The 20,162-nt window shown below is 71.7% G+C and carries 16 protein-coding genes; 3 read left to right on the top strand and 13 right to left on the bottom strand.

Features of this window, described 5'->3' with window-relative positions; genetic code table 11:
* Window positions 1-8 precede the first annotated feature (8 nt).
* The 11 genes from ACH34Q_RS14010 to ACH34Q_RS13960 form a co-directional block, all read right to left on the bottom strand.
* Window positions 9-422, bottom strand: coding sequence for a (deoxy)nucleoside triphosphate pyrophosphohydrolase (locus ACH34Q_RS14010; protein WP_395983302.1), 414 nt, complete (start codon window positions 420-422; stop codon window positions 9-11).
* A gap of 22 nt (window positions 423-444) precedes the next feature.
* Entirely contained in the window at window positions 445-1,269 is an 825-nt protein-coding gene (locus ACH34Q_RS14005; protein WP_395983373.1) for a Mut7-C RNAse domain-containing protein, read from the bottom strand.
* Between the two features lie 124 nt (window positions 1,270-1,393).
* Window positions 1,394-2,461 (bottom strand): NlpC/P60 family protein, encoded by a 1,068-nt coding sequence (locus ACH34Q_RS14000; RefSeq protein ID WP_395983301.1) that lies wholly within the window; start codon window positions 2,459-2,461, stop codon window positions 1,394-1,396.
* On the bottom strand, window positions 2,458-3,096 hold the full coding sequence (locus ACH34Q_RS13995) for a hypothetical protein (RefSeq protein ID WP_395983300.1): 639 nt from the start codon (window positions 3,094-3,096) through the stop codon (window positions 2,458-2,460). The genes ACH34Q_RS14000 and ACH34Q_RS13995 overlap by 4 nt, the downstream gene beginning before the upstream one ends.
* Window positions 3,097-5,679 (bottom strand): type IV secretion system protein, encoded by a 2,583-nt coding sequence (locus tag ACH34Q_RS13990; RefSeq protein WP_395983299.1) that lies wholly within the window; start codon window positions 5,677-5,679, stop codon window positions 3,097-3,099.
* A 32-nt stretch (window positions 5,680-5,711) separates the two neighbouring features.
* Window positions 5,712-8,225, bottom strand: coding sequence for an ATP-binding protein (locus ACH34Q_RS13985; RefSeq protein ID WP_395983298.1), 2,514 nt, complete (start codon window positions 8,223-8,225; stop codon window positions 5,712-5,714).
* A gap of 88 nt (window positions 8,226-8,313) precedes the next feature.
* Complete coding sequence (locus tag ACH34Q_RS13980) at window positions 8,314-10,986, bottom strand: TcpE family conjugal transfer membrane protein (protein WP_395983297.1); 2,673 nt, start codon at window positions 10,984-10,986, stop codon at window positions 8,314-8,316.
* A gap of 58 nt (window positions 10,987-11,044) precedes the next feature.
* A complete protein-coding gene (locus ACH34Q_RS13975) occupies window positions 11,045-11,329 on the bottom strand; it encodes a hypothetical protein (protein WP_395983296.1) in 285 nt (94 codons plus the stop codon).
* A 66-nt stretch (window positions 11,330-11,395) separates the two neighbouring features.
* Entirely contained in the window at window positions 11,396-12,385 is a 990-nt protein-coding gene (locus ACH34Q_RS13970) for a conjugal transfer protein (protein ID WP_395983295.1), read from the bottom strand.
* Between the two features lie 526 nt (window positions 12,386-12,911).
* Window positions 12,912-14,003 (bottom strand): redox-regulated ATPase YchF, encoded by a 1,092-nt coding sequence (gene ychF, locus ACH34Q_RS13965; protein WP_395983294.1) that lies wholly within the window; start codon window positions 14,001-14,003, stop codon window positions 12,912-12,914.
* Window positions 14,004-14,070: 67 nt separating this feature from the next.
* Window positions 14,071-15,078 (bottom strand): alpha/beta hydrolase, encoded by a 1,008-nt coding sequence (locus ACH34Q_RS13960; RefSeq protein WP_395983293.1) that lies wholly within the window; start codon window positions 15,076-15,078, stop codon window positions 14,071-14,073.
* Window positions 15,079-15,314: 236 nt separating this feature from the next.
* Here ACH34Q_RS13960 and ACH34Q_RS13955 point away from each other — a divergent pair, with 236 nt between their 5' ends.
* Window positions 15,315-16,670 carry a DNA recombination protein RmuC gene (locus ACH34Q_RS13955; RefSeq protein ID WP_395983292.1) on the top strand — a complete coding sequence of 452 codons (1,356 nt, stop codon included), beginning with the start codon at window positions 15,315-15,317 and terminating at the stop codon, window positions 16,668-16,670.
* 56 nt (window positions 16,671-16,726) lie between these two features.
* The gene (locus ACH34Q_RS13950) at window positions 16,727-17,278 is read left to right on the top strand and encodes a DUF6542 domain-containing protein (RefSeq protein ID WP_395983291.1); all 552 of its coding nucleotides are present in this window, start codon (window positions 16,727-16,729) and stop codon (window positions 17,276-17,278) included.
* A 102-nt stretch (window positions 17,279-17,380) separates the two neighbouring features.
* Here ACH34Q_RS13950 and ACH34Q_RS13945 read toward each other — a convergent pair whose 3' ends face one another.
* Entirely contained in the window at window positions 17,381-18,349 is a 969-nt protein-coding gene (locus ACH34Q_RS13945; RefSeq protein ID WP_395983290.1) for a 4-hydroxy-3-methylbut-2-enyl diphosphate reductase, read from the bottom strand.
* A 170-nt stretch (window positions 18,350-18,519) separates the two neighbouring features.
* Between ACH34Q_RS13945 and ACH34Q_RS13940 the strand changes: the two genes are divergently transcribed.
* Entirely contained in the window at window positions 18,520-19,332 is an 813-nt protein-coding gene (locus ACH34Q_RS13940) for a hypothetical protein (protein WP_395983289.1), read from the top strand.
* A gap of 248 nt (window positions 19,333-19,580) precedes the next feature.
* Here the strand turns inward: ACH34Q_RS13940 and ACH34Q_RS13935 are convergent, their stop codons facing one another.
* Window positions 19,581-20,078, bottom strand: coding sequence for a MarR family winged helix-turn-helix transcriptional regulator (locus ACH34Q_RS13935; RefSeq protein ID WP_395983288.1), 498 nt, complete (start codon window positions 20,076-20,078; stop codon window positions 19,581-19,583).
* Between the last annotated feature and the right edge of the window lie 84 nt (window positions 20,079-20,162).

Below are 20,162 nucleotides of genomic sequence, written 5' to 3'. Positions count from 1 at the left end.
GCGGGCGCTCAGCCGCTCACATACGGCTGGACGGCCTCCACGATGGGCAGGTCACCGGGGAGCCACTCGACGTCGTACAGCTCCCCGGGGGCCAGCCAGCGCAGGGCGAGGTGCTCCAGCGCGCGCGCTTCGCCCTCGACGATCCGGGCGGTCCACACCCGCAGCACGCCGCCCAGGCTCAGCGGCCAGTCGCCGCCGATCCGCACGTCCAGCGCGATCTTGACGCCCAGCTCCTCGTGACACTCGCGGACCAGGGCGTCCTCGTCCGACTCGCCCGGATCGACCTTGCCGCCCGGGAACTCCCAGCCACCGGCCAGCGCGGGCGGCTCCGCCCGCTGCGCGGCCAGCAGCCGTCCCCCGGCGATGATCGCCGCGCCCACCACTACGTTGATCGTGACCAGCCCCTCTCTGCCCGGCATCATGCCGGAACGGCGCCGCCCGCGCTCAGGAGGCCGCGCTCCGTGCCGAGCCGTGAGCCGAGTCCTGAGGCGAGTCCTGAGGCGAGTCCTGAGGCGAGTCCTGAGGCCGGTCGCCGCCCTGGGCGGAACCGGCCGCGACGACCGTGACCGCGTCCTCGACGATCCGTTCCAGATGACCGCCGTGCGCGCCGCGCCAGTAGACCTGGCCGCAGTCGGCGCAGCGGCCGTACACGTCGTAGCTGCGGCGCGTCCCGTCCGCCAGCTCCCGCTCGACCTCCTCCTTGTCGACCGGGGCCAGCACGCCGTTGCAGGCGGTGCAGCGGGTCCACGGCCGCAGCTCGGGAACGAAGCGTTCCAGCAGGTCGCGCAGCTGATCGTCGGGACGGGACCCGCGCACGTACGCACCGAACCACAGCGCCCGGCGGCGCAGCAGGCCGCGGTCCTGCGTCAGCAGCACCCGGCCCTCCTCGTTCGCCTGGACGACGAGCGCGGGGTCGTCCATGTCGTTGTGGTAGGCGGTGTCCAGGCCGAGCAGGCGCATCCGGCGGGCCAGCGTGCCCAAGTGCACGTCGAGCAGGAACCGGGGCGCGAGCCGGCCGGGTTCGAGCGGTACGGACTGCGGCCGCGCCACGGCCTCCACCCGTACCTCCTCGCCCGCGGCGGGCTGGTGGCCCGGCTCGACCGGCGTCCCGTTCACCAGCAGCCGGCCGGCCTCGGGCAGCGGCACGCCCAGGGACTCCACGATGTGCCCCAGCGTCGACGTCCCGTCGTGGGCCACCTCCTGCCGCTCGCGCCTCCGCGCGACGGGCAGGAACATCAGCAGTTCTTCGGCGATCAGAATCGTTATCACGGGCTCCACGCGGCCAGCATGCCACGCTGGGCCGCACTGTCGATCGGATTAAGTGCGGCCGCGGACGCCCTGCCCGAGCTGCCGTCGATCACTGGCAGGCGCCCACGTCCGCTGGGTTGCGGTCTCAGGGGGCGGACTGGGGCTGGGCGGCCAGCTCGGCGACCTTGCGCTTCATGTCCGGACGGGCGAGCGGACGGGTCGTGCCGATCCAGTCCGAGCGCTTGTACGACTTGACCCCGATGTTCGGCGAGCAGGTCGAGCAGCTCGCCACGATCATCTTGCCCTTGCCGATGACCATGCCGACATGGCCGGGGTTGTTCGATGACGTCCCCGGGCCCGAGTTGAAGAAGACCAGGTCGCCGGGCTGCTCCTTGCCCTTGTCGATCTTCACGCCGTACGGCCACTGCTCGAAGGTGGTCCGCGGGATGCTGAGCCCGACCGTACGGTACGCGCCCTGCAGGAGGCTTGAGCAGTCCCAGGCGTCGGGGCCGTTGGCGCCGAAGACGTAGCGCTTGCCGCGCTGTGCCATGGCGAAGGCGATGATGCGCTGGACGAGCTCGTCGGCGTTGGCGGGCAGCTGGTTGTCGTCGCACTCGACGCCGTTGGACTGCACGACCGAGAAGTCGCCGCCCACATAGCGCTTGGCCCAGTCGAGGACGAGGTTCACGTAGTCCCACGAGTGGTTGTACATGAACAGGGCGGTGCGCATCCGGTCCGGAGCGCCGTTGTGCTTGAGGTAGCGGGCCGCGGACGGGATGGCGTCGTCGGGGTCGTAGCGGTCCTTGTCGCCGTCCTTGTCACCGTCGACGGCGAAGGACTTGAACGTGGCCTCCAGGAACTGCATCGGCCCGCCGGCGCCCGCGTAGTTCTCGCCGCTCTGCACGCCGGGAAGCCGGGACGTCCCGTGGCTGGTCTCGACCTTGCCGATCCCGGCCAGCACGTTCCAGGGGATGCCGTACTCCTTGCCCGCCTTCTTGTAGAGGGCCAGGTAGTCGGCGGGAATCGCACCGGCGTCCTGGGCCTCGGCGGGCTGCGCCCCGGCCTCCGAGGTGTCGACGCACGCCGAGCCCGCGCCTCCCCCACCGAACATGAACTGGCTGGCACCGAACAGCACCGGAACGAACATCAGCGCGACGAAGAGCATCGCGGCCGACCCCAGCGCCGCCGCGAGCAGCAGGCCGCGGCGGCTCATCCCGTATCACCGGCCTGACCGGCCTCGGCCGGCGCGAACGCGTACACCCGCAGCGATCCGCCGTCGCGCGCCACCGTGACCGCGTACTGCCGGCTGTCCTGCGCCTGCTTGCCCCCCTTGGTGATCTGCTGCTTACCGGTGACGAGGAAGATGACCGAGTTGTCCTCGATGTCGCGGACCCGGTCGAGCGTGGCCGTACCCGTCGCCACCGTCTGCTGCCGCCGGCGTTCCTCCAGCAGCCCCGGCGCCGCCGCGCCGCGCTCCAGTTCGCCGCGCAACTGCTCGGTGACCATTCCGGCCAGCCGGTCACCGTAGACCTTGGGGTCCTCGTCGAAGCGGTACGTCCCGTACGCGGCCGTGAACCGCTGGGCCAGATCGGCCGCCGTGGCGAACTCCTGCCGCGAGAAGGGCAGCAGGCGGTAGAGGTCGAAATCGCCGGCCGTGACCGTACCGGATATCCCCGGCGGCGGCGACGCGGGCCCCGTGGGACCCGCCGTCACGGTCGGCGGCGTGCTCCCGGCGCCGCCGTCGCCCTGGTCGTCGGGCGCGGCCACGGTCAGGTAGACGCCGACGACGGCCAGGACCACGACCAGGCCGGCGAACATGAGCTTGCGCTGGCGGTCGGTCAGGTTCATCTAGTCGTCCCGCTCCGCATCACCGTCGGCGGGACGCAGCCAGAACGGGATCGGGGGCTCGTGGCTCCCGTCGCGGCGGCCCCACAGCGGAGGAGGCTGCTGCCTCCCGCCCGCACCGGCGCCTCCGCTCGGAGCCGCACCGGACGCGCCCGTACGAGGCTTCGGCACGTTCGAGGCCGGATCGGACTTGCCGCCCCCGGCCGGAGCGCCACCGCCCCGTCCCCGGGACGGCGCCGAACCACCATTGCCGCCGCCGCTGTTGCCACTGCCGCCGCCGGCCCGGCCACGTCCACGGCCGGACGAGGAGGACGATCCACCGGACGACCGGCCACTCCCGCTCCCACCGAACCAGCCACCCCCGGACGAGCCGCCGCCCCCGGAGCCGTTGCCGCCCCCGGACGCGCCGCCGCCAGAGCCACTACCCCCGGAGCTGCTACCGCCTGAACCGCTACCGCCTGAACCGGCCGTACCGGACGAGCCGCCACCGTTCGCGACCCCGCCGCCGACAGGACGGGACGCCCACGACGTGGGACGTGCCGTCCCCCCGCCCGTACCGGCGGCCTTGCCACCGGTACCGGAGGACCCGCCACGGGCAGCCGCGCCTGCCAGCGCGCCGCCACCGCTCGTACCGCCGCCACCACCACCGGCCGCGCCGGGCCGGGCCGCCGCAGCCGCACCGCCATCGGCACGGGCGTCACCGAGCGCACCGGCGCGCGAAGGAAGGTTGAGCGGGGGCGCGCCGCGCCGCGACCGTTCCTGGGCCGCTGCCGCCAGGCCTCCACCACGTGGCTTGGCCGCGAGTACCGGAGCGGCATCCGGCGACGGGCCCTCGCCCGCCCCGGCGACACCGCTGCGCCGGTCGAGCGTCGTGCCGCCCGCCGTGACGCCGTCGCCGCCCGCGACCGCCGTGCCGGGCTCGCCCGTACCGTCGGACTTGCCGAAGCGCGCCAGCCGGTAGCCCGAGGCCCCCGGCACGACCGCGCCCGCGACCGCCGTGGTGTTCTTGCGCGCCTCCCTGACCGACTTGTCGAGCTGGGCCTCGCTCTTCTCGCGCGAGCCCACCGCCGAGTAGCCGACCGCCGAGAACAGATGCTGGAACGGCTTGCGATAGATGAACGCGGCACCCGTCACCAGCGCGATCAGCAGGATCTGCAGGCCCCACGGCAGCGTCTCGCCGAGGATGAGCCCGTACGCCCACAACAGCAGCGACAGCACGCCGATCAGCGCCGCCTGTTTCAGCAGCATCGACAGCAGCAGTTCAAGCCACCGGATGGCGATCACCCGGCCGATGCCGGGATGGATCCCGATGCCGAGGAAGATCGGCCCGGCCACCAGCAGCAGCAGGAAGGCGATCTTCACCACGATCAGCGCGATCGCGATCACCAGGATGAGCAGCCCCGCCACCAGCGCGGCGAACAGCCCGCCGAAGGCCACCGCCAGCCGGCTGGTCCAGTTCTTGCCCTGGAACAGCGGATAGACCCCGGCGTGCTCCTCCTTGACGTTGCCGGCCACCGCCTTGTACGCGTCGGCCTTCTTGGCCAGGTCCACCTTCTGGCCGCCGTGCGTCTCCGGCAGATCGACCGCCTGCGACCACAGCAGTTTGTCGGCGTTGTCCTTGACCACCTTGGCGTTCGGATCGGTCGTGCCGAACTGCCCCATCAGCCACGGCTTGCAGACCAGCGCCACCCACAGCCCGTTGGCGTTACGGGTGGTGGCGTCCACGTTCGCCGCGTTCACCGGATCGGCCCGGCCCTCCGGTGGAGGGATACAGGACGTCCCCTTCGAATCGCTCTGCGGCAGCGCGGCGTTGAACGCGGCGCTGGTCGCCTCCGACACCTTGGTGCCCAGCGTGGTGAAGTCGGCGGGCCGCGCCACCAGCCAGATCAGCGCCACCATCGCCGCGACCATCCAGATCACGCCCTCGGTGACCTTGCTGGCCCGCTTGCGCACCAGGCCCCACCAGGCCAGCCACATCGCGCCGAGGATGACCACCCACGACCAGTAGCGCGCGTTGAACGTCTTGCCGATATCGGTGATGACACCGTCGACGGTGTCCTTGAGCCAGCCCAGCAGCGACTCCGACGCGGCGGCCTGATAGACGCTGATCGTCGTCCGGTCGATCGCCCGTACCAGCGTGAACGTGGTGTTCGCGAGCGCGTTGCCCATCATGGCCATCGCGTCCGCGCAACCCATGTCGACCGCGTACCAGTGCTGCCCGGCCGTCCCGTACCGGTCGTAGTAGGTGAGCTGCTCGACCGGCGTCTTCTGCAGCTTCTCGCTCGGATAGTCGGGCGGCTTGATCATGCCGTCGGTGCCCGTCCCGTACGCCTCGGGCGCCGGACTGTCCGCGGGCCGGCAGGCGTCCCCCACGCTGGGCAGCGGGATCGAAGCGACCGCCGGGGACATCGGGCTGAGCAGGAACAGGGACATGAGGATCAGCAGGACCGCCGAACGGCGGGTCCTCGGCTTGGCGACGCGCATGCCTCTCCGGCGGGAGCGCCGCAGCACCTTGGGGTCGAGACCTTCTGCCGGGGAGCGCTGCAGACGGCGCGCGGTCGCGCGGCCCAGTGGACGATCCGGCATGCGGGGACGGCTCATCGACTGACCTCTCCTGTTCACCCAACTCCACCTTGCCCCTGAGTGGCTTCGGCCCCCGAGGTCGCGAGTTCGGCCGAGCCCGGGTGGGACCGGGTCGGGTTGGTGTCCAGCCAGCGCCGCAGCTCCTCGGAGATCAGGTCGACACCGATCCGGCCGGCCCGCCCGTCCAGATCGCGGAAGATGCACTCGCCGTTGCCGAGGTTGCGCAGGACGGCCTTGTGCTCGTCGGACGTCTCCACCCCCAGCAGGGACATCACGTTGCCGACCTCGACGCGTTCGGAGGAACGGAACGAGAACACCGACGACAGGCAGTTGGTCACCTGCTCGTTCAGGAGGTCCCCGGCGTTCTGCGACACCAGGATCAGCGCGGTGTTGCGGGAACGGCCCATCCTCGACACTTCCGGGATCAGCTTGGCGCCCTCCGGTGTCGACGTGATCGCCCACGCCTCGTCCAGGAAGATCGCCTTGGGCAGCCGCCGGTCGATGCCGTGCATCAGCCTCCGGGCGAACTGGGAGACCAGGTACATCAGCGCGACCGACAGGCGCTGCTCGTACGAGTAGTCCTCCCGGGAGATGGCCACGTCGGGCAGCGTCAGGCCGCCCAGCGTGAACACGGTCGTCCAGCCGGCGGTGTCGATGCGCTCGCCGCCGGACGGGTCGAAGCACAACCGCGCCAGCCGCATCTCCGACATCGAGCGGAGCACCGCGCCGAGGTTCTTGGACGCCGGGTCCTCGGAGGCCTCCAGATGGTCCACGACGCGGCCGAGCGAGGGGCGCTCGGCGTTGGCCACCGCGCCGACCGCCTGGATCATCGCGGACTCGCGCTCCTCCGACATCCGCGGCAGCAGCAGCCGCAGCGTCTCGGTGGCCATCGTCTTCTTGGCCGCCAGATCGTCGCCGAACGAGAACGGGTCGAGCAGGCCCGGCGCCGCCGAGCCCAGCGGCAGGATCCGCGCCTTCCTGCCGCGCCCGCGCAGCAGCTCGACCAGCGCCTCGGCGTCACCCTTGGGGTCGATCGCCGCGATCGTCACGCCGCGCAGCGCCATCTGATAGATCAGCAGCAGCGCGAGTGTGGTCTTGCCGCCGCCCGGCTCGCCGGTGATGGCCACCGCGGTCGGACGGTTGCGCGCGGCGGCGACCAGCGGGTCGAAGTGCACGATGGAACGGGCCCGGCCGAGCGTCTCGCCGATGTACGGGCCGATCCAGCCCTCGCCGTTGTCGTCGGTACGGTCACCGAGGTCCACGGTCGCCACCGGCATCCCGCCCGCGATCGTCCGCAGCGGCTGCCGCTGCGCGTACGCGTTGAGCCGGAGCCGGTCGCCGGGCAGCGTCTCCATGAACAGCGAGAACTGGTCACCGGTCGAGTTCACCACGTCGATGCCGATGTCGCGGTAGTGCTCGACCACCGCGTCCACCCGCTGGGCCAGCAGTTCCTCGGTGGGCGCCGACACGATCAGGCGGTGCCACCCGTACACGAACGGCAGGCGCTCCTTGGTGATGCCGTGCTCCAGCATCCGCGCGGCGTCGATCTGCTCGGCCAGCGCGATCGGTGCCTCCGCGCCGGCCTCCCGAATGTGCTGGTCCATGTCGCGCGCGTGCGCGAGCTTGCGCGAGACGTCCTTGGACGCCTTCGCCGGCGGGATCAGCTTCATCCGCGAGCTGATCTCGACGGGGAACGGCAGCGCGTCGGCGTAGTGGAACCAGGGCTCCCCGTCCGGGAACGGCATCATGTCCGGGAACCGGGCGAACGACAGGTACGCCACGTACGACTGCGCGGTCACCCCCGGCCCCACCCCGTTGAAGTTGGGCTGCTCGACCCGCAGGTAGGACCGGCCGTTGTGGATCGCGCCCTCGATCAGCGCCTCGATCTCACCCTTGCCCCAGGTACGGCGCGGCACCGCCGACGGCGGCGGATCCGCCAGCGACGCGGTCACCGCGTGCTGGAACATCCACGCCACCTCGGTGGACGCCGCGTGCCGCGCGTACAGGGCGGACCCGCCCAACGCCCGCCCGACGCGCTCGGCCTGATCGGTCCAGCGCGAGATCTCCTTCTTGTCGATGGCGTCGTCGTTGATGCCGAGGACCTGCTCGCTGCGCTTGTAGAAGCCGAGCCACTGCGCCAGCACCCCACCGGAGAACTGCGCGCCCACCCCGCGCGGCCCGAGCCGTACGCCGAGGTAGACCTCCTTGGTCCAGAAGTCCTTGGCCCACACATGGGCGTAGGTCTCCTCCAGGTACTCGCGCCAGCCCGAGCCGCCGTCGGAGGTCTTGTCCAGTGCCAGCGCCCAGTCGGCCGCCGGGTACGTCCGGTGCGCGATCCGCAGATGGATCTCCGCGTCCTGCATCCGGATCCCGGCCAGCGCGATCGTGATGTTGGTCGCCAGCGCCTCGCGTTCTTCGCCGGTGGTGAACTCGTACGACACCGTCGGCAACCGGAAGTACGCCCACGCCGCGTTGTCGGTGAGCAGCACCCGGTCGTCGAAGTACCGCACACCCAGCCGCGTCGCCCGCACCTTCGACGCCCTGCTCATTGCTTCGCTCCGCTCAGCGGCTCACGGCCGTCCATGCGCACCGGCTTCCCTCGTCGCTCTGGTCGCAAGCTCCCGCCGCTCACGGGGCTCATCGCGTGGCCTCCTGCTCCTGCTCCTGCTGAAGCTCCTGGTAACGCTCGGGCACTACGGCGAACCCGCCGGCGACCACGCCGGCGAGGGCGAGATAGGCGCGCCGTGTGGGGGCGCGCAGGGATCTGAGTTCGTTGCGCGGGGCGCGATCCATGCTCAAATGATCGTCCCACGGGATCCGTACCAGCGCCCGGCAACGGCCGCGAGCGACGGACTCGGCCTGCTCCACATCGTCCATGCTGCGGCGGCTCACCCCGTTGATGACGGTCACCGCGCGCGAGCGCAGCTCGCCGTAGCCGTGGCCGTCCAGCCACTCGAACGTCATCGCCACCGCGCGCGGTGCGTCCGCGCTGGCAGGTGCGACGAGCACGATCTGGTCGGCGTACGGAAGCACCCGCGCCACCACGGCCGCGGCCGCGTCCAGCAGCGTGACCGAGTAGAAGCGGTCGATCGTACGGATCGCCAGCGCGTAGTCACGGTCGTCCAGGGCCTGCAGCGGGTTCTTGCCGGCCGCGACGACCTCCAGGCCCGACTTGGCCTGCGAGGTGTAGCGGCGCATCGCCGTCAGGCTGTTGACCTGGTCGGCGCGCGTGATGAGACCGGTCAGCGTCTCGTTGGTCTCGCTGCGCGTGCGCCGCGCCAGCGCCCCCGGCCCGGGGTTGACGTCGACCGCGACGACCGGCTCCCCGTTGTGCTGGGCGAAAGTGTGCCCCAGCATCAGCGCGGTCACGGTCTGCCCCGCTCCCCCCGTGCAGCCGAGCACCACGATGTGCCGGGTGCCCTGGAACGGCTGCTGCAGGCGCTGCTGGTACTCGGCGTCGGCCTCGCCATGGCCGCCGCCGACGGCATGGATGAGCCTGCGCAGCCCGCCCCCGCCGGTCTCGTGCTCGGGGTCGGGCGGCGTGATCGCCGGCTCGGACGGCGGCGCCGCCGGAGGTGGCGGCAGCGGACGCGGCCGGATCGGCGACGCGGGCCCCGACCGTACCTCGCGCGCAGGGGCGGGAGGCGGCTCCTCCTGTACGGCCCCGCGGGGCGGCCCGGACATCGGCATCGTCCCCGCATGGCCCGCCGCAGGCCGTTCGGGCTCCGCGGGACGGGGCGGCTCCGGCGCGTCCGCCTCCGCCGACTGGTCGGAACGCGGCGCCGGCACGGCCGGCCAGACGAGCGCATCGGTGGTCGCGGAACGCAACGGCTTGGACAGCTCCTTCGACCACGGCTTGGGCGGCTCCCGCCTCGGCGGCTCCTCCGGCTCGGTACGGTCCTGCCCCGGCGCGGCCCCGAAGGCACCCGGAACCATCGGAATATCAGGCCTCGTCGGCGTCGCCGGACGGACCTCAGGCCGGGCGGCCCGCGGGATGTCAGGCCGCGGCACCGGCGCCGCCTGCCGCTGCGGGATATCCGGCCGGGTGGCAGAATCCGGCACGGCCTGCCCGCGCTCCTGGACCCCGGCTCCCGTCTCGCCTTCGGCAGCGGATTCCCGTTCGGGTGCGGCCTTCGCAACGGCACTCGACGGGGCTCCGGCGGAAGCAGCCGCAGGCTCGGCCTCGGAGGCTCGAACGGTCTGGGGCTGCGGCTCGATGGACGGCACCGTCTCAGGGCCGGCCGGTGTGGTGCTCGCATTGGCGCGTCCGGAGGCGGGCTCCGGAACGGCCTCGCGCGGCGATTCGCCGGTGGCGGGCGCGACTTCGGAAGCGGGGAAGGGGTCGGCGGCCGGGACGGGGTCGGCGGCCGGCTTGCGCGCGCCGTCCGGAGTCGGCACGGCCTCGGGACCGGCAGCCGGGGTGGCGGGTTCGACGGTGGAGTCGGGAACGCTCTCGGAGGGCGTTTCGGCAGCGGGTTCCGAGGCTGCGGGTTCCGAGGCGGCGGGCTCGGGGGTCTTCCAGAATTCGGGGGCGCTGCCGGGGCGGCGGATGCCGGAGGCGAAGGCGCGCTTGCCCGAGGTGCCGAGCTCGAGTCGAGGGGTGGCGGGAGGGTGTTCGAGGTCGGCCGTGGGCGGGAGGGCCTCTTCTTCGTGGCTGATGTCGCGGGTGGGGCGGCGCCAGGGCTTTGCGGGGGCCGCGGGCTCGGCGGGGGCTCCGGCGACGCGGACGTCGTCTTCGGTGCCCAGGGTCCCCCATGCGCGCGGGACGGCGTGCTCGGCGAGGGGACGGGGCGCGGACGCCGTGGCGGGGGTGGGTGCCAGCGCCGCGGTAGGGGTGAAGGCCGGAGTCGCGGCGGGGGTCTCTTCGACGTGCTGACTCTTGCGCGACCTGCGACGGGTCTTGAGGGCGGCGCGTTCGGGGGCGGCGACGGGCGCGGGGGCCTGGGGGCGGCGCCAGACGCGGGCCACGACGATGACCTCGCGGGGTTCGCGGATGGGGGTCAGGCGGCACCACGTACGAGGCTCGGAGAGGTAACGGCTCTGCGAGAGGAGCAGCTCGGTGAGGCGCTTGCCCTCGATCACGGGGCGGGTGGCCAGCCAGGTGAGGACGCCGGGCGGGACGATGTAGAGAACGTGCCAAGGGGACTCGAACGGGATGCCGACGATCTTCAGCAGCAGGATCCACGGGACGAACACGCCGGCGAACACGCCGATCTGGACCAGTGGCAGCGGCATCGGGAGCCGCAGGTCGTACAGCTTGTACAGCCTCTTCTCGATGCGCCAGATGTTCGTGTACGTGGGTAGATCCACGCCCCTGCTCCCCTAACTGTGCGCGCACAGTGACGCCGGTCCTCGGTGTTCGCCGAGGTCAGGTCAAGTCGACTCCCAGGGCCTTGGCGATCGCCTTGGCCGTGACCTCGATGATGTTGGGGACGTAGAAGACCACCCCGATTCCGACGGCGAGCAGGATGAACTGGACGAACCGCGTGATCTCGCGGGTGAAGAGAAAGAAAATCGCCACGATGGAGACGATCACGAGGAAGAGCGGGCCGAAGATCTGGCGCAGCCAGTCGGCGAGGTCGTCTGTCTTCAGCTCGTCGCCCGGCGCGGCCAGGACCTCGAACGGGATCGACGCCATCATCTCGTGCAGCATCGACTGATTACCTTCCTGGGTCGGCGGTTGGTCTGGGGGCCCGCGTGCGGTGACGCGCTGTGCCCGTCATGACGCACCCGGCTCGGTGGTACCGCGGATGTCCTTCACGAACCAGGTCGTGTCCTTCTTCACCATCGCCAGCTCGTAGGTCTGCTCCAGCTCTCCACCGGCGGCCAGGCCGGGGACCTGCCAGGCGACGGTCGCGGTGACCGTGCGCTCGCCCGCCTCGCCGGTGGGGGCGATGACCTCCCTGACCTGAACGAACGTGACGGAGTCGGACAGCCCCGTGATGGGTGCGCCGGTGGAGAACCGTGACAATGTGGCCTGCTCGTTGCGAGCGTACGCCTGGAAGAAGGTGCCGAGTACCGGCGCCAGCTCGCTCTCCAGCGCGGCGTCGCGCTCCTGGACGCCCTGCTGCGGAAGCGTCGCCTTGGCGGGCGGCGGGAGCAGGGCGGGGCGGGCGGAGATGACCAGGGCGCCCTTGTCCGCGTAGACGGGGACGGCGAGGCGGAACCATTTGTCCTGGCTGCGGGCCAGGACGGTGACGACGGCGTTGTTGGCGTCGCGGGCGTCGACTCCGGCGACCTGGACGGACTGCACCTGCGAGCGGCCGACGCCGTTCCAGCCGAACTGGCCGTCGGCGCCGTCGGGGATGAAGGTGCGCAGCTGTGCCTCGCGGGCGGCCGCGGTCTTCTGGTCGTAGTTCAGGTAGACGCTGGCGAACTGCAGCGCGTACGCGCCGGCGGCACTCGAGGGGAAGCCGGGGCCCTTCTGGGCGGTGGTGCCGCCGGTGGCCGGGGTCTCGTCCGCGGTGAAGCGCTGGAACGGGGCGCGGATGCCGTTGACGAGGATGACGATGACGAGGGCCCACAGGACGGCGCGGCCGAGCCAGACCCACCACCGGCCACCGGAACCGCCCCAGCGGCCGCCGCGCGGGCGGTCGCCGCCGGCGGGCCGGTCCGCGCCGTTCGCCCGCCACGGATCGGCGGCCGTCGGAGCGCGCTCCTCGACCACAGCGGTCTCACGGCCGTGTCCCACGGCCGACCTGCGAGCCATCCTGCCTCCGCTCGCGCCTCGCCCCCGGTCGGCGCGGTCATCTGTGCAACGGATCGTGTACGGGTGCGGCCTTGCGAACCCATCTCGGGCCCAGCGTAACCACGAGGGTCAATTGTTCCAGCGCATCGGGGCGAAACACAGCCCCGGCGCGCGGTTGTGGATAAGGCGATCCAGTTCGGTCGTGCCGGGCTGGATTGCCAAACGGTGACGATCCCCTATCCGAGACTCCGAACGACGTGCGAAAGCGGGTTCCGGACAAGCGCCCCGATTCAGGTGGGTACTTGGTCACCACATGGCGCGGCGGAGCGCAATCTCTTCCCATTGAATCCGACATCGTGTCGAATTCGCGACAAATCACCGTGCATCGGGTCGACCCGCGAGCCAGGAGAACGTGGCCCGCGCGCTGCCCATCAGTGTCAGGCGCTCACTGTCAGGCGCTCACTGTCAGGCGCCGTCCGTCAAACGGTCTGCCAGGCGCCTGACACTGAAGCCGTCCCGTCAGGCACCGTCCGTCAGGCACCGTCCGTCAGACGTTGAAGCGGAACTCCACCACGTCGCCGTCGCGCATGATGTACTCCTTGCCCTCCATGCGCACCTTGCCGGCGGTACGGGCGGCGGCCATCGTGCCCTCGGCGGTCAGGTCGTCGTACGAGACGATCTCGGCCTTGATGAAGCCGCGCTGGAAGTCGGTGTGGATGACCCCGGCGGCCTCGGGGGCGGTGGCGCCCTTGGGGATCGTCCAGGCGCGGGCCTCCTTGGGCCCGGCGGTGAGGTACGTCTGCAGCCCGAGGGTGTCGAAGCCGATCCGGACCAGCTGCGACAGCCCGGACTCGTCCTGGCCCATGCTCTGCAGCAGTTCCAGGGCCTCCCCGTCGGGGAGCTCGATCAGCTCGGCCTCGATCTTGGCGTCCAGGAAGATCGCCTCGGCGGGGGCGACCATGTCGCGCAGCCGGGACCGCAGGGCCTCGTCGGTGAGCTCTTCCTCGTCGAGGTTGAACACGTACAGGAACGGCTTGGCGGTCAGCAGGTGCAGCTCGCGCAGCCGGGCCAGGTCGATCCCGGCGCGGTCGGCGCCCGCGAACAGCGTGGTGCCGTCGTCCAGCAGCTTGCGCGCGGCGGTGACCGCGTCCAGGACCGCGAGCTGGTCCTTGTCCTTCTTGGTCCGGGTCTCCTTCTCCAGCCGCGGCAGCGCCTTGTCGATCGTCTGGAGGTCGGCCAGGATCAGCTCGGTGTTGATCGTCTCGATGTCGCGCAGCGGGTCGGTGTCGCCGTCGACATGGGTCACGTCGGGGTCGTGGAAGGCCCGGATGACCTGGCAGATCGCGTTGGTCTCGCGGATGTTGGCGAGGAACTTGTTGCCCAGTCCCTGCCCTTCCGAGGCGCCCTTGACGATCCCGGCGATGTCCAGGAACTCCATCGTGGCGGGAAGGATCTTCTGCGAATCGAAGATCTCCGCCAGCCGGTCCAGCCGCGGATCGGGGACGCCGACGACGCCGACGTTGGGCTCGATGGTCGCGAACGGGTAGTTCGCGGCCAGCGCGTCGTTCTTGGTCAGCGCGTTGAACAGCGTGGACTTGCCGACGTTGGGCAGACCGACGATTCCGATGGAGAGGCTCACGGCGCACAAGTTTATGGGCCCCGCGGACCTCCGCGGACGACGGCCGGGTGAACACCCGCCCCGGCGCTCAGGCTTCGGCGCCGCGCAGGAACTCGGCGATGTGCCGGAACGCCGCCTTTCCCTCCGGTACGTAGTCGGAGAAGACGGTGAACACGTGCATCATGCCGTCCCACTCCTGGTAGACCGCCTGGACGCCGGCGGCCCGCGCGCGTTCGGCCACGTCGCGGGTCTCGTCCCGGAGGATCTCCGACCCGCTGGCCACGAACAGCATCGGCGGCAGCCCGGTCAGGTCGCCGCGGCGGGGCGAGAGGAGCGGGTCGTTCTCGGTCAGGTCGGCGCAGAAGCGGCGGCCGAGCCAGGCGAGCTTGCGCGCCGGGATGACCGACTCGCTGCGCGCGTTGAGCCGGTGCGAGTCGGACTCGCAGCGGAGGTCGACCCACGGCGACAGGCAGACGGCGGCCGCGGGCAGGCCGGTGCCGCGCTCCTTGAGCGCCAGCAGCAGGGCCAGGGCGAGGTGCCCGCCCGCCGAGTCGCCGCCGACGACGATGTCGCCCGGCGCGTACCCGCTACGCAGGAGGAAGTCATACGCGCCCAGGGCGTCTTCCAGCGCGTCGGAGGGCGTGTGGTCGGGGACGAGCCGGTAGTCCAGGGCCAGTACGGGACGTCCCGTGGCCGCCGACAGCCGCCAGTTGGACGGGCGGTAGAGGCGCGCGCTGCCGAAGAAGTACCCGCCGCCGTGCAGGTAGAGGAAGACCTTGCGCTCGTCGGGGGCACCGGCCCGGACCCACTCGGCCGTGCACGTACCGAGGTCCTCCTGTGCGATGGAGACACCGCGCGGCACCGTCTGGACGCGGCTGAACAGGTCGTTGGCCCGCTGGAAGCGGCGCAGTCCGTCATCGGTGTCCGGCAGGGAGCCCCAGAAGGTCATCAGGACGCTCCGGACGATCTTGCCCGCGATCCGCGCCTGCGGGCTCGGCGGGCCGCCGGGTTCGAGGGCGAGCGCGTTCAGCACCCGCCGTTCCGCCGCCGTACGGGCCACGGGGCTGAGGGCGGGGGGCTCGGTCCTGGTCGTCATGGCGTCCTCCTCGCTACGGGCGGGCTCGCCAGGGGCGGGCTCGCTGCAGGCGGCCTTGCTACGGGCGGGCGGCTCGACGGCGCCGGGGTTGCACCGTTCTCAGGGACATACCTCTCAGGGATATGCCGTTTTTGGGGATATGAGGATGTAAGTGAACACTGAGTCTAATGTCCGGTGCGATGGCTGTCCCGGCGCGTCGCACCGGTAAGGCCCGTTCGCGCTGTCACGATGAACGGATGGATCTCGCGCTGCTCGCCGGTCTGGCCCTGGGGGCCGTGCTCGGCGCGGTGGTCGGGTTCGCGCTCGCCACCGGCCGGCAGGGCGACCTGATCGCCCGGGCCAGGGCCGCCGAGGAGAAGCTCGCCTACGCCGAGGACCGGATGGCCGAGCACTTCGAGAACCTCTCGGCCAAGGCTCTGGACTCCAGCAACCAGCGGTTCCTGGAGCTGGCCGACGCCCGGTTCAAGACCGCGGGCGCCGAGGCGGCGGGCGAGCTGGAACGCCGCAAGCAGGCCGTCGAGCACCTGGTCGGCCCGCTGCGCGAGACGCTCGCCAAGGTCGAGGAGCAGCTCCGCGAGGTCGAGACCGGCCGCCGCGAGTCGCACGCCATGCTGGCCAAGCAGGTCGAGTTCGTCCGGCAGAGCTCGGAGCAGCTGCGCGGCGAGACCCATGCGCTCGTCCGGGCGCTGCAACGTCCCGAGGCACGGGGCCGCTGGGGCGAGCTGCAGCTGCGCCGGGTCGTCGAGCTGGCCGGGATGAGCCCGCACTGCGACTTCGACGAGCAGGCTACCGCCGTCACCGAGAACGGGACCGTACGCCCCGACATGGTCGTCCGGCTCGCCGGGGGCAAGAACATCATCGTCGACTCCAAGGTCTCGCTCGCCGCGTACCTGGACGCCGCGGAGACCGGTGATCCGGTACGGCTGGAAGCGCACGCCCGGCACCTGCGCGACCATGTCGAACGGCTCGCGGCCAAGTCGTACTGGCAGGCCTTCAGCCCGGCACCGGAGTTCGTGGTGCTGTTCATCCCCGGCGAGGCGTTCCTGGCACCCGCGCTGGACCACGACCCCGGCCTGCTGGAGTACGCGATGCGCCGCCGGGTGCACATCGCGACCCCGACGACGCTGATCACGATGCTGCGCACCGCCTCGTACGCCTGGCAGCAGGCCGCACTGTCGCGCAACGCCCGCGCGGTGTTCGACCTGGGCAAGGAGCTGTACGAGCGGCTGGGCACGATGGGCCGGCACGTCGACGAGCTGGGCCGTTCGCTGACCAACTCCGTGAAGTCCTACAACCGGACGGTGGGCTCGCTGGAGACGCGGGTCCTGGTCAGCGCCCGCAAGCTGAACGAACTGGGAGTGGTGGACGGCCCCCTGGAGGGCCCCGAGCCGGTCGAGGAGAGCCCGCGCTCGCTGTCGGCGGCCGAGCTGACCGAGGACGGGCCGTCCGACGACGGGCCCGCCGAGCACGGGCCGGTCGAGCACGGGCTGTCCGAGCACGGGCCGGCCGAAGACGAGCCGACCGGCGAACCGGTAAGTTTCGGCGGACACACCATTCCCGACCAGAACGACCGGCGGGAGAGGTGGTCATGAGTACGACGACGATTCGCGAGGCTCCCTCGGGCTCCTCGCCGGAGGCTGGGGGTCGAGTGCGAGGTCATCGGGGCCGCGCCGCCGCCCGCTCCGGACCGGCGATCACCCTCACCGGGCGCGGCGGGGTCGTCGTGCTGTTCGCCGTGGGCCTGCTCGGCGCGCTGCCGGCGCGCTGGTTCGACGCGCCGCTGCTGGCCGGGGCCGGCTTCGCGATCGGCTGCGTGCTCGCCGCGCTGGCCACCCGCCCGGCCGACCTGCTGACGCTGGCGGTCAGCCCGCCGGCGGTCTTCCTGGTCATCACCCTGATCGCGGAGACCGTGACCGCGATCGGCGAGCCCTCGATGCTGCGCGGCGCGGCCCTCGGGGTGCTGGCCTCGCTGGCCTCCACCGCGCCCTGGCTGTTCGGCGGGACGGTGCTGGTGCTGGCGATCACCGTTCCGCGCGGGCTTCCGGCCAACATCCGGGAGCTGCGCGGCAGGCTCGCGGGCAGCCGCCTGTTCGAGACCGAGGAGAACGAGAACCCGGTCCGCTGGGAGGAACCGCCCGCGACGCCCCGTTCCCACCGCGCCGTGAAGGCCCAGCCCGAACGCAGCGAAGACCCGTCCTGAGCCCGGCCCGCGCCTGACGGAGCCCGCCCCTGATTCCGGGCCGACCCGACCTGACTCCGGGCCCGCGCCTGGACGGCGAAGCCGACCGAGCCGCTGCTCGGGTCAGCCGACGGGCGTGATGCGCAGGTTCCTGCGGAGCTCGTGCGGGAGGGCGAAGCGCATGCTCTCCGCGACGGACTCGACCTCTTCGACATCGCCGTAACCGCGCTCGGCCAGCCAGGCCAGGACGCCCTGGACCAGCTCGTCCGGTACGGAGGCGCCGCTGGTGACGCCGACCGTGGTGACGCCCTCCAGCCAGGCCTCGTCGATGTGCTCGGCGTAGTCGACCAGGTAGGACGCGCTCGCTCCGTGCTCCAGGGCGACCTCGACCAGGCGGACGGAGTTGGAGGAGTTGGTCGAGCCGACCACGATCACCAGGTCGGCCTCGGCGGCGATGTCCTTGACCGCGACCTGGCGGTTCTGGGTGGCGTAGCAGATGTCGTCCGAGGGCGGGTCCATCAGATTGGGGAACCGCTCCCGCAGCTTCTCGACGGTCGCGATCGTCTCGTCCACCGACAGCGTGGTCTGCGACAGCCACGCGACGCGCTCGGGGTCGCGCACCTTGACGTTGGCCACGTCGTCCGGGCCGTCGACCAGGTGGATGTGGTCGGGGGCCTCGCCGGTGGTGCCGACGACCTCCTCATGCCCCTCGTGCCCGATCAGCAGGATGTCGTAGTCGTCCTTGGCGAACCGGACGGCCTCCTTGTGGACCTTGGTCACCAGGGGGCAGGTGGCGTCGATCGTGCGCAGGCTCAGGCCCTCGGCCTCCGCGTGCACCGAAGGGGCGACGCCGTGCGCGGAGAAGACCACGATGGCACCCTCGGGTACCTCCTCGGTCTCCTCCACGAAGATCGCGCCGCGCTCCTCCAGGGTCTTCACGACGTGCACGTTGTGGACGATCTGCTTGCGCACGTAGATGGGCGCCCCGTACTTCTCCAGGGCGATCTCGACCGCCTCCACGGCCCGGTCCACGCCCGCGCAGTAACCACGCGGCTTGGCGAGCAGGACACGGCGCTGGCTGTTGGACGTCATGCGTCCATCGTACGAGCCGTACCAGGCGTCCCGCACGGCACGAGGGCGGGTGCGGGGGCCAGATGTGACTGACCGCACGGGCTGTTGACCAGAAATCCAGTAACCCGGGGTGCCCGCCGCCGAGGCCATGCGGCAGAGTGATAGCGACAGCAGAGTGGTAGCGACAGACGGTGCCTGACGAGCGGGACAGCAGGGAGATGGAGACGATGACGAAATCGCCGCGCCGCCTCAAGGAGCAGGTCCGGGACTCGGTGGGCGAACAGGTCCGCGACATCCCGCTGCACGCGGTCCGGCTTGCCATGTTCGGCGTGGGCAGGGCACTGTTGCTGAGCGACCGGGTCACCAAGGACTACAAGGAGATCACCGAGGGTGCCGGGGTCAAGCCCGTGATCGGGCGGTTCCGTGACGACGTCCAGCACACCGCGGGCAAGGTCGTCGGGCATGTGGTGGAACGGGTCCGCGGCGGCGAGCCCGAGCCGGAGCCGGAGCCCGAGCGCGCGTCCACCCGTACCCGCGCCGTGGCCACCGCCCCCGCCAAGCCGAGCCCCGCCGCCAAGCCGGGGCCTGCCGCCGCCAAGGCCGCCCCGAAGGCCGGCGAGGAGATCTCGGTCGGCAAGCCCAAGCCCCCGGCCGAGGCGAAGCCCGCCCCCAAGCCGCAGGCCGAGGCGAAGCCCGCACCCAAGCCCCAGCCCAAGCCCGCGGCGGAGCCCGCCAAGCCGGCCGAGCCCGCCGCGGAGGAGGCTCCGTTCGAGCCAAAGCCCGAGGTCAAGCCCGCGGCGCCGGCCGAGGCCGAGAAGGTGGCCGCGGAGCTCCCGGTGCCGAACTACGACGCCGCCACGCTGCCGCAGTTGCGCGCCCGGCTGCGCGGGCTGTCATCGGACCAGGTGAAGCTGCTGCGCGAGTACGAGCGCAAGCACGCCGCCCGCGAGGACGTCCTGCGCATGTACGAGAACAGGATCGCCAAGCTCAACGGCCTCAGCTGACGAGCAAGAAGAACGGCCCCCGGGTTCTCCCGGGGGCCGTTCTGCGTTGTCAGTGTTGTCAGTGACCTCAACCACCGCGCGAGCGCGTTACCTGGCCGGTGAGGCAAAGCCGGAGGCGAGCCTCACCGGCCAGATCGCGAAGCGATGCCGCGCTCGCACAAGGCACGGTCACGGTGCGAGCCGCCAGGCGAGGACCGTGGGCCGGGGCTTATGAACACAGCCGCCAGGCGAGAACCGTGGGCCGGGACTTATGAACACGGCCGGTCCGGCGGCGCGAAGAGGGTGTCCAGCGCGGGCAGCGCGGCGGCGAGCGCCGCGCGCTGGTCCTCGCTGAGGTCCGCGAGCCGGCCGGCGAGAAAGGCGATCCGGCGCTCCCGGGTGTCCAGCAGCCGGGTCCGGCCGAGCCGGGTGAGCTCGACCGTGACCACGCGGGCGTCGGCGTGATCGCGGCCCCGGATCACCAGGCCGTCCCGCTCGAGCCGGTTGACCTGGGCGGTCATGGTCGGCAGCCGGACGCCGTGCTCGGCGGCCAGTGCGGTCATCCGCAGCGGGCCGGCCTCCAGCGAGCCGAGCACCGAACCCTGCTGGCTGGTGATCGGGTGGTCGGCGCTGACCTGGCGGAGCAGCAGCACGACCTTGCGGAGCCGGTGGTTGAGCTGCCGGGCGAGTTCCCGGCCTGGGTCGTCGCCCGTGCTAGGACCCGTGTTGTCGCTCGTGTCGCCGGTGCTGGGATCGGGAGCTTTCACCGTCGTCACCTCTCTCGGTTACTTAGCCAGGCTAACTTGGTCGGGCTGCCCCCACCGTGAGCCTTGTCACTGCACTGTCGCGGC

This window comes from Actinomadura sp. 9N407 (genome assembly GCF_044326315.1).
GTDB lineage: Bacteria > Actinomycetota > Actinomycetes > Streptosporangiales > Streptosporangiaceae > Spirillospora.
This window is presented reverse-complemented; position numbering and strand designations above follow the sequence as displayed.

Excerpts from the sequence above, each read along its gene's own strand:
- ACH34Q_RS13995 (WP_395983300.1), bottom strand. The coding sequence starts at position 3,096 with ATGAACCTGACCGACCGCCAGCGCAAGCTCATGTTCGCCGGCCTGGTC.
- ACH34Q_RS13945 (WP_395983290.1), bottom strand. The coding sequence starts at position 18,349 with ATGACGTCCAACAGCCAGCGCCGTGTCCTGCTCGCCAAGCCGCGTGGT.
- ACH34Q_RS13960 (WP_395983293.1), bottom strand. The coding sequence starts at position 15,078 with ATGACGACCAGGACCGAGCCCCCCGCCCTCAGCCCCGTGGCCCGTACG.
- ACH34Q_RS13990 (WP_395983299.1), bottom strand. The coding sequence starts at position 5,679 with ATGCCGGATCGTCCACTGGGCCGCGCGACCGCGCGCCGTCTGCAGCGC.
- ACH34Q_RS13955 (WP_395983292.1), top strand. The coding sequence starts at position 15,315 with ATGGATCTCGCGCTGCTCGCCGGTCTGGCCCTGGGGGCCGTGCTCGGC.
- ACH34Q_RS13970 (WP_395983295.1), bottom strand. The coding sequence starts at position 12,385 with ATGGCTCGCAGGTCGGCCGTGGGACACGGCCGTGAGACCGCTGTGGTC.
- ACH34Q_RS13975 (WP_395983296.1), bottom strand. The coding sequence starts at position 11,329 with ATGCTGCACGAGATGATGGCGTCGATCCCGTTCGAGGTCCTGGCCGCG.
- ACH34Q_RS14010 (WP_395983302.1), bottom strand. The coding sequence starts at position 422 with ATGATGCCGGGCAGAGAGGGGCTGGTCACGATCAACGTAGTGGTGGGC.
- ACH34Q_RS14000 (WP_395983301.1), bottom strand. The coding sequence starts at position 2,461 with ATGAGCCGCCGCGGCCTGCTGCTCGCGGCGGCGCTGGGGTCGGCCGCG.
- ACH34Q_RS13985 (WP_395983298.1), bottom strand. The coding sequence starts at position 8,225 with ATGAGCAGGGCGTCGAAGGTGCGGGCGACGCGGCTGGGTGTGCGGTAC.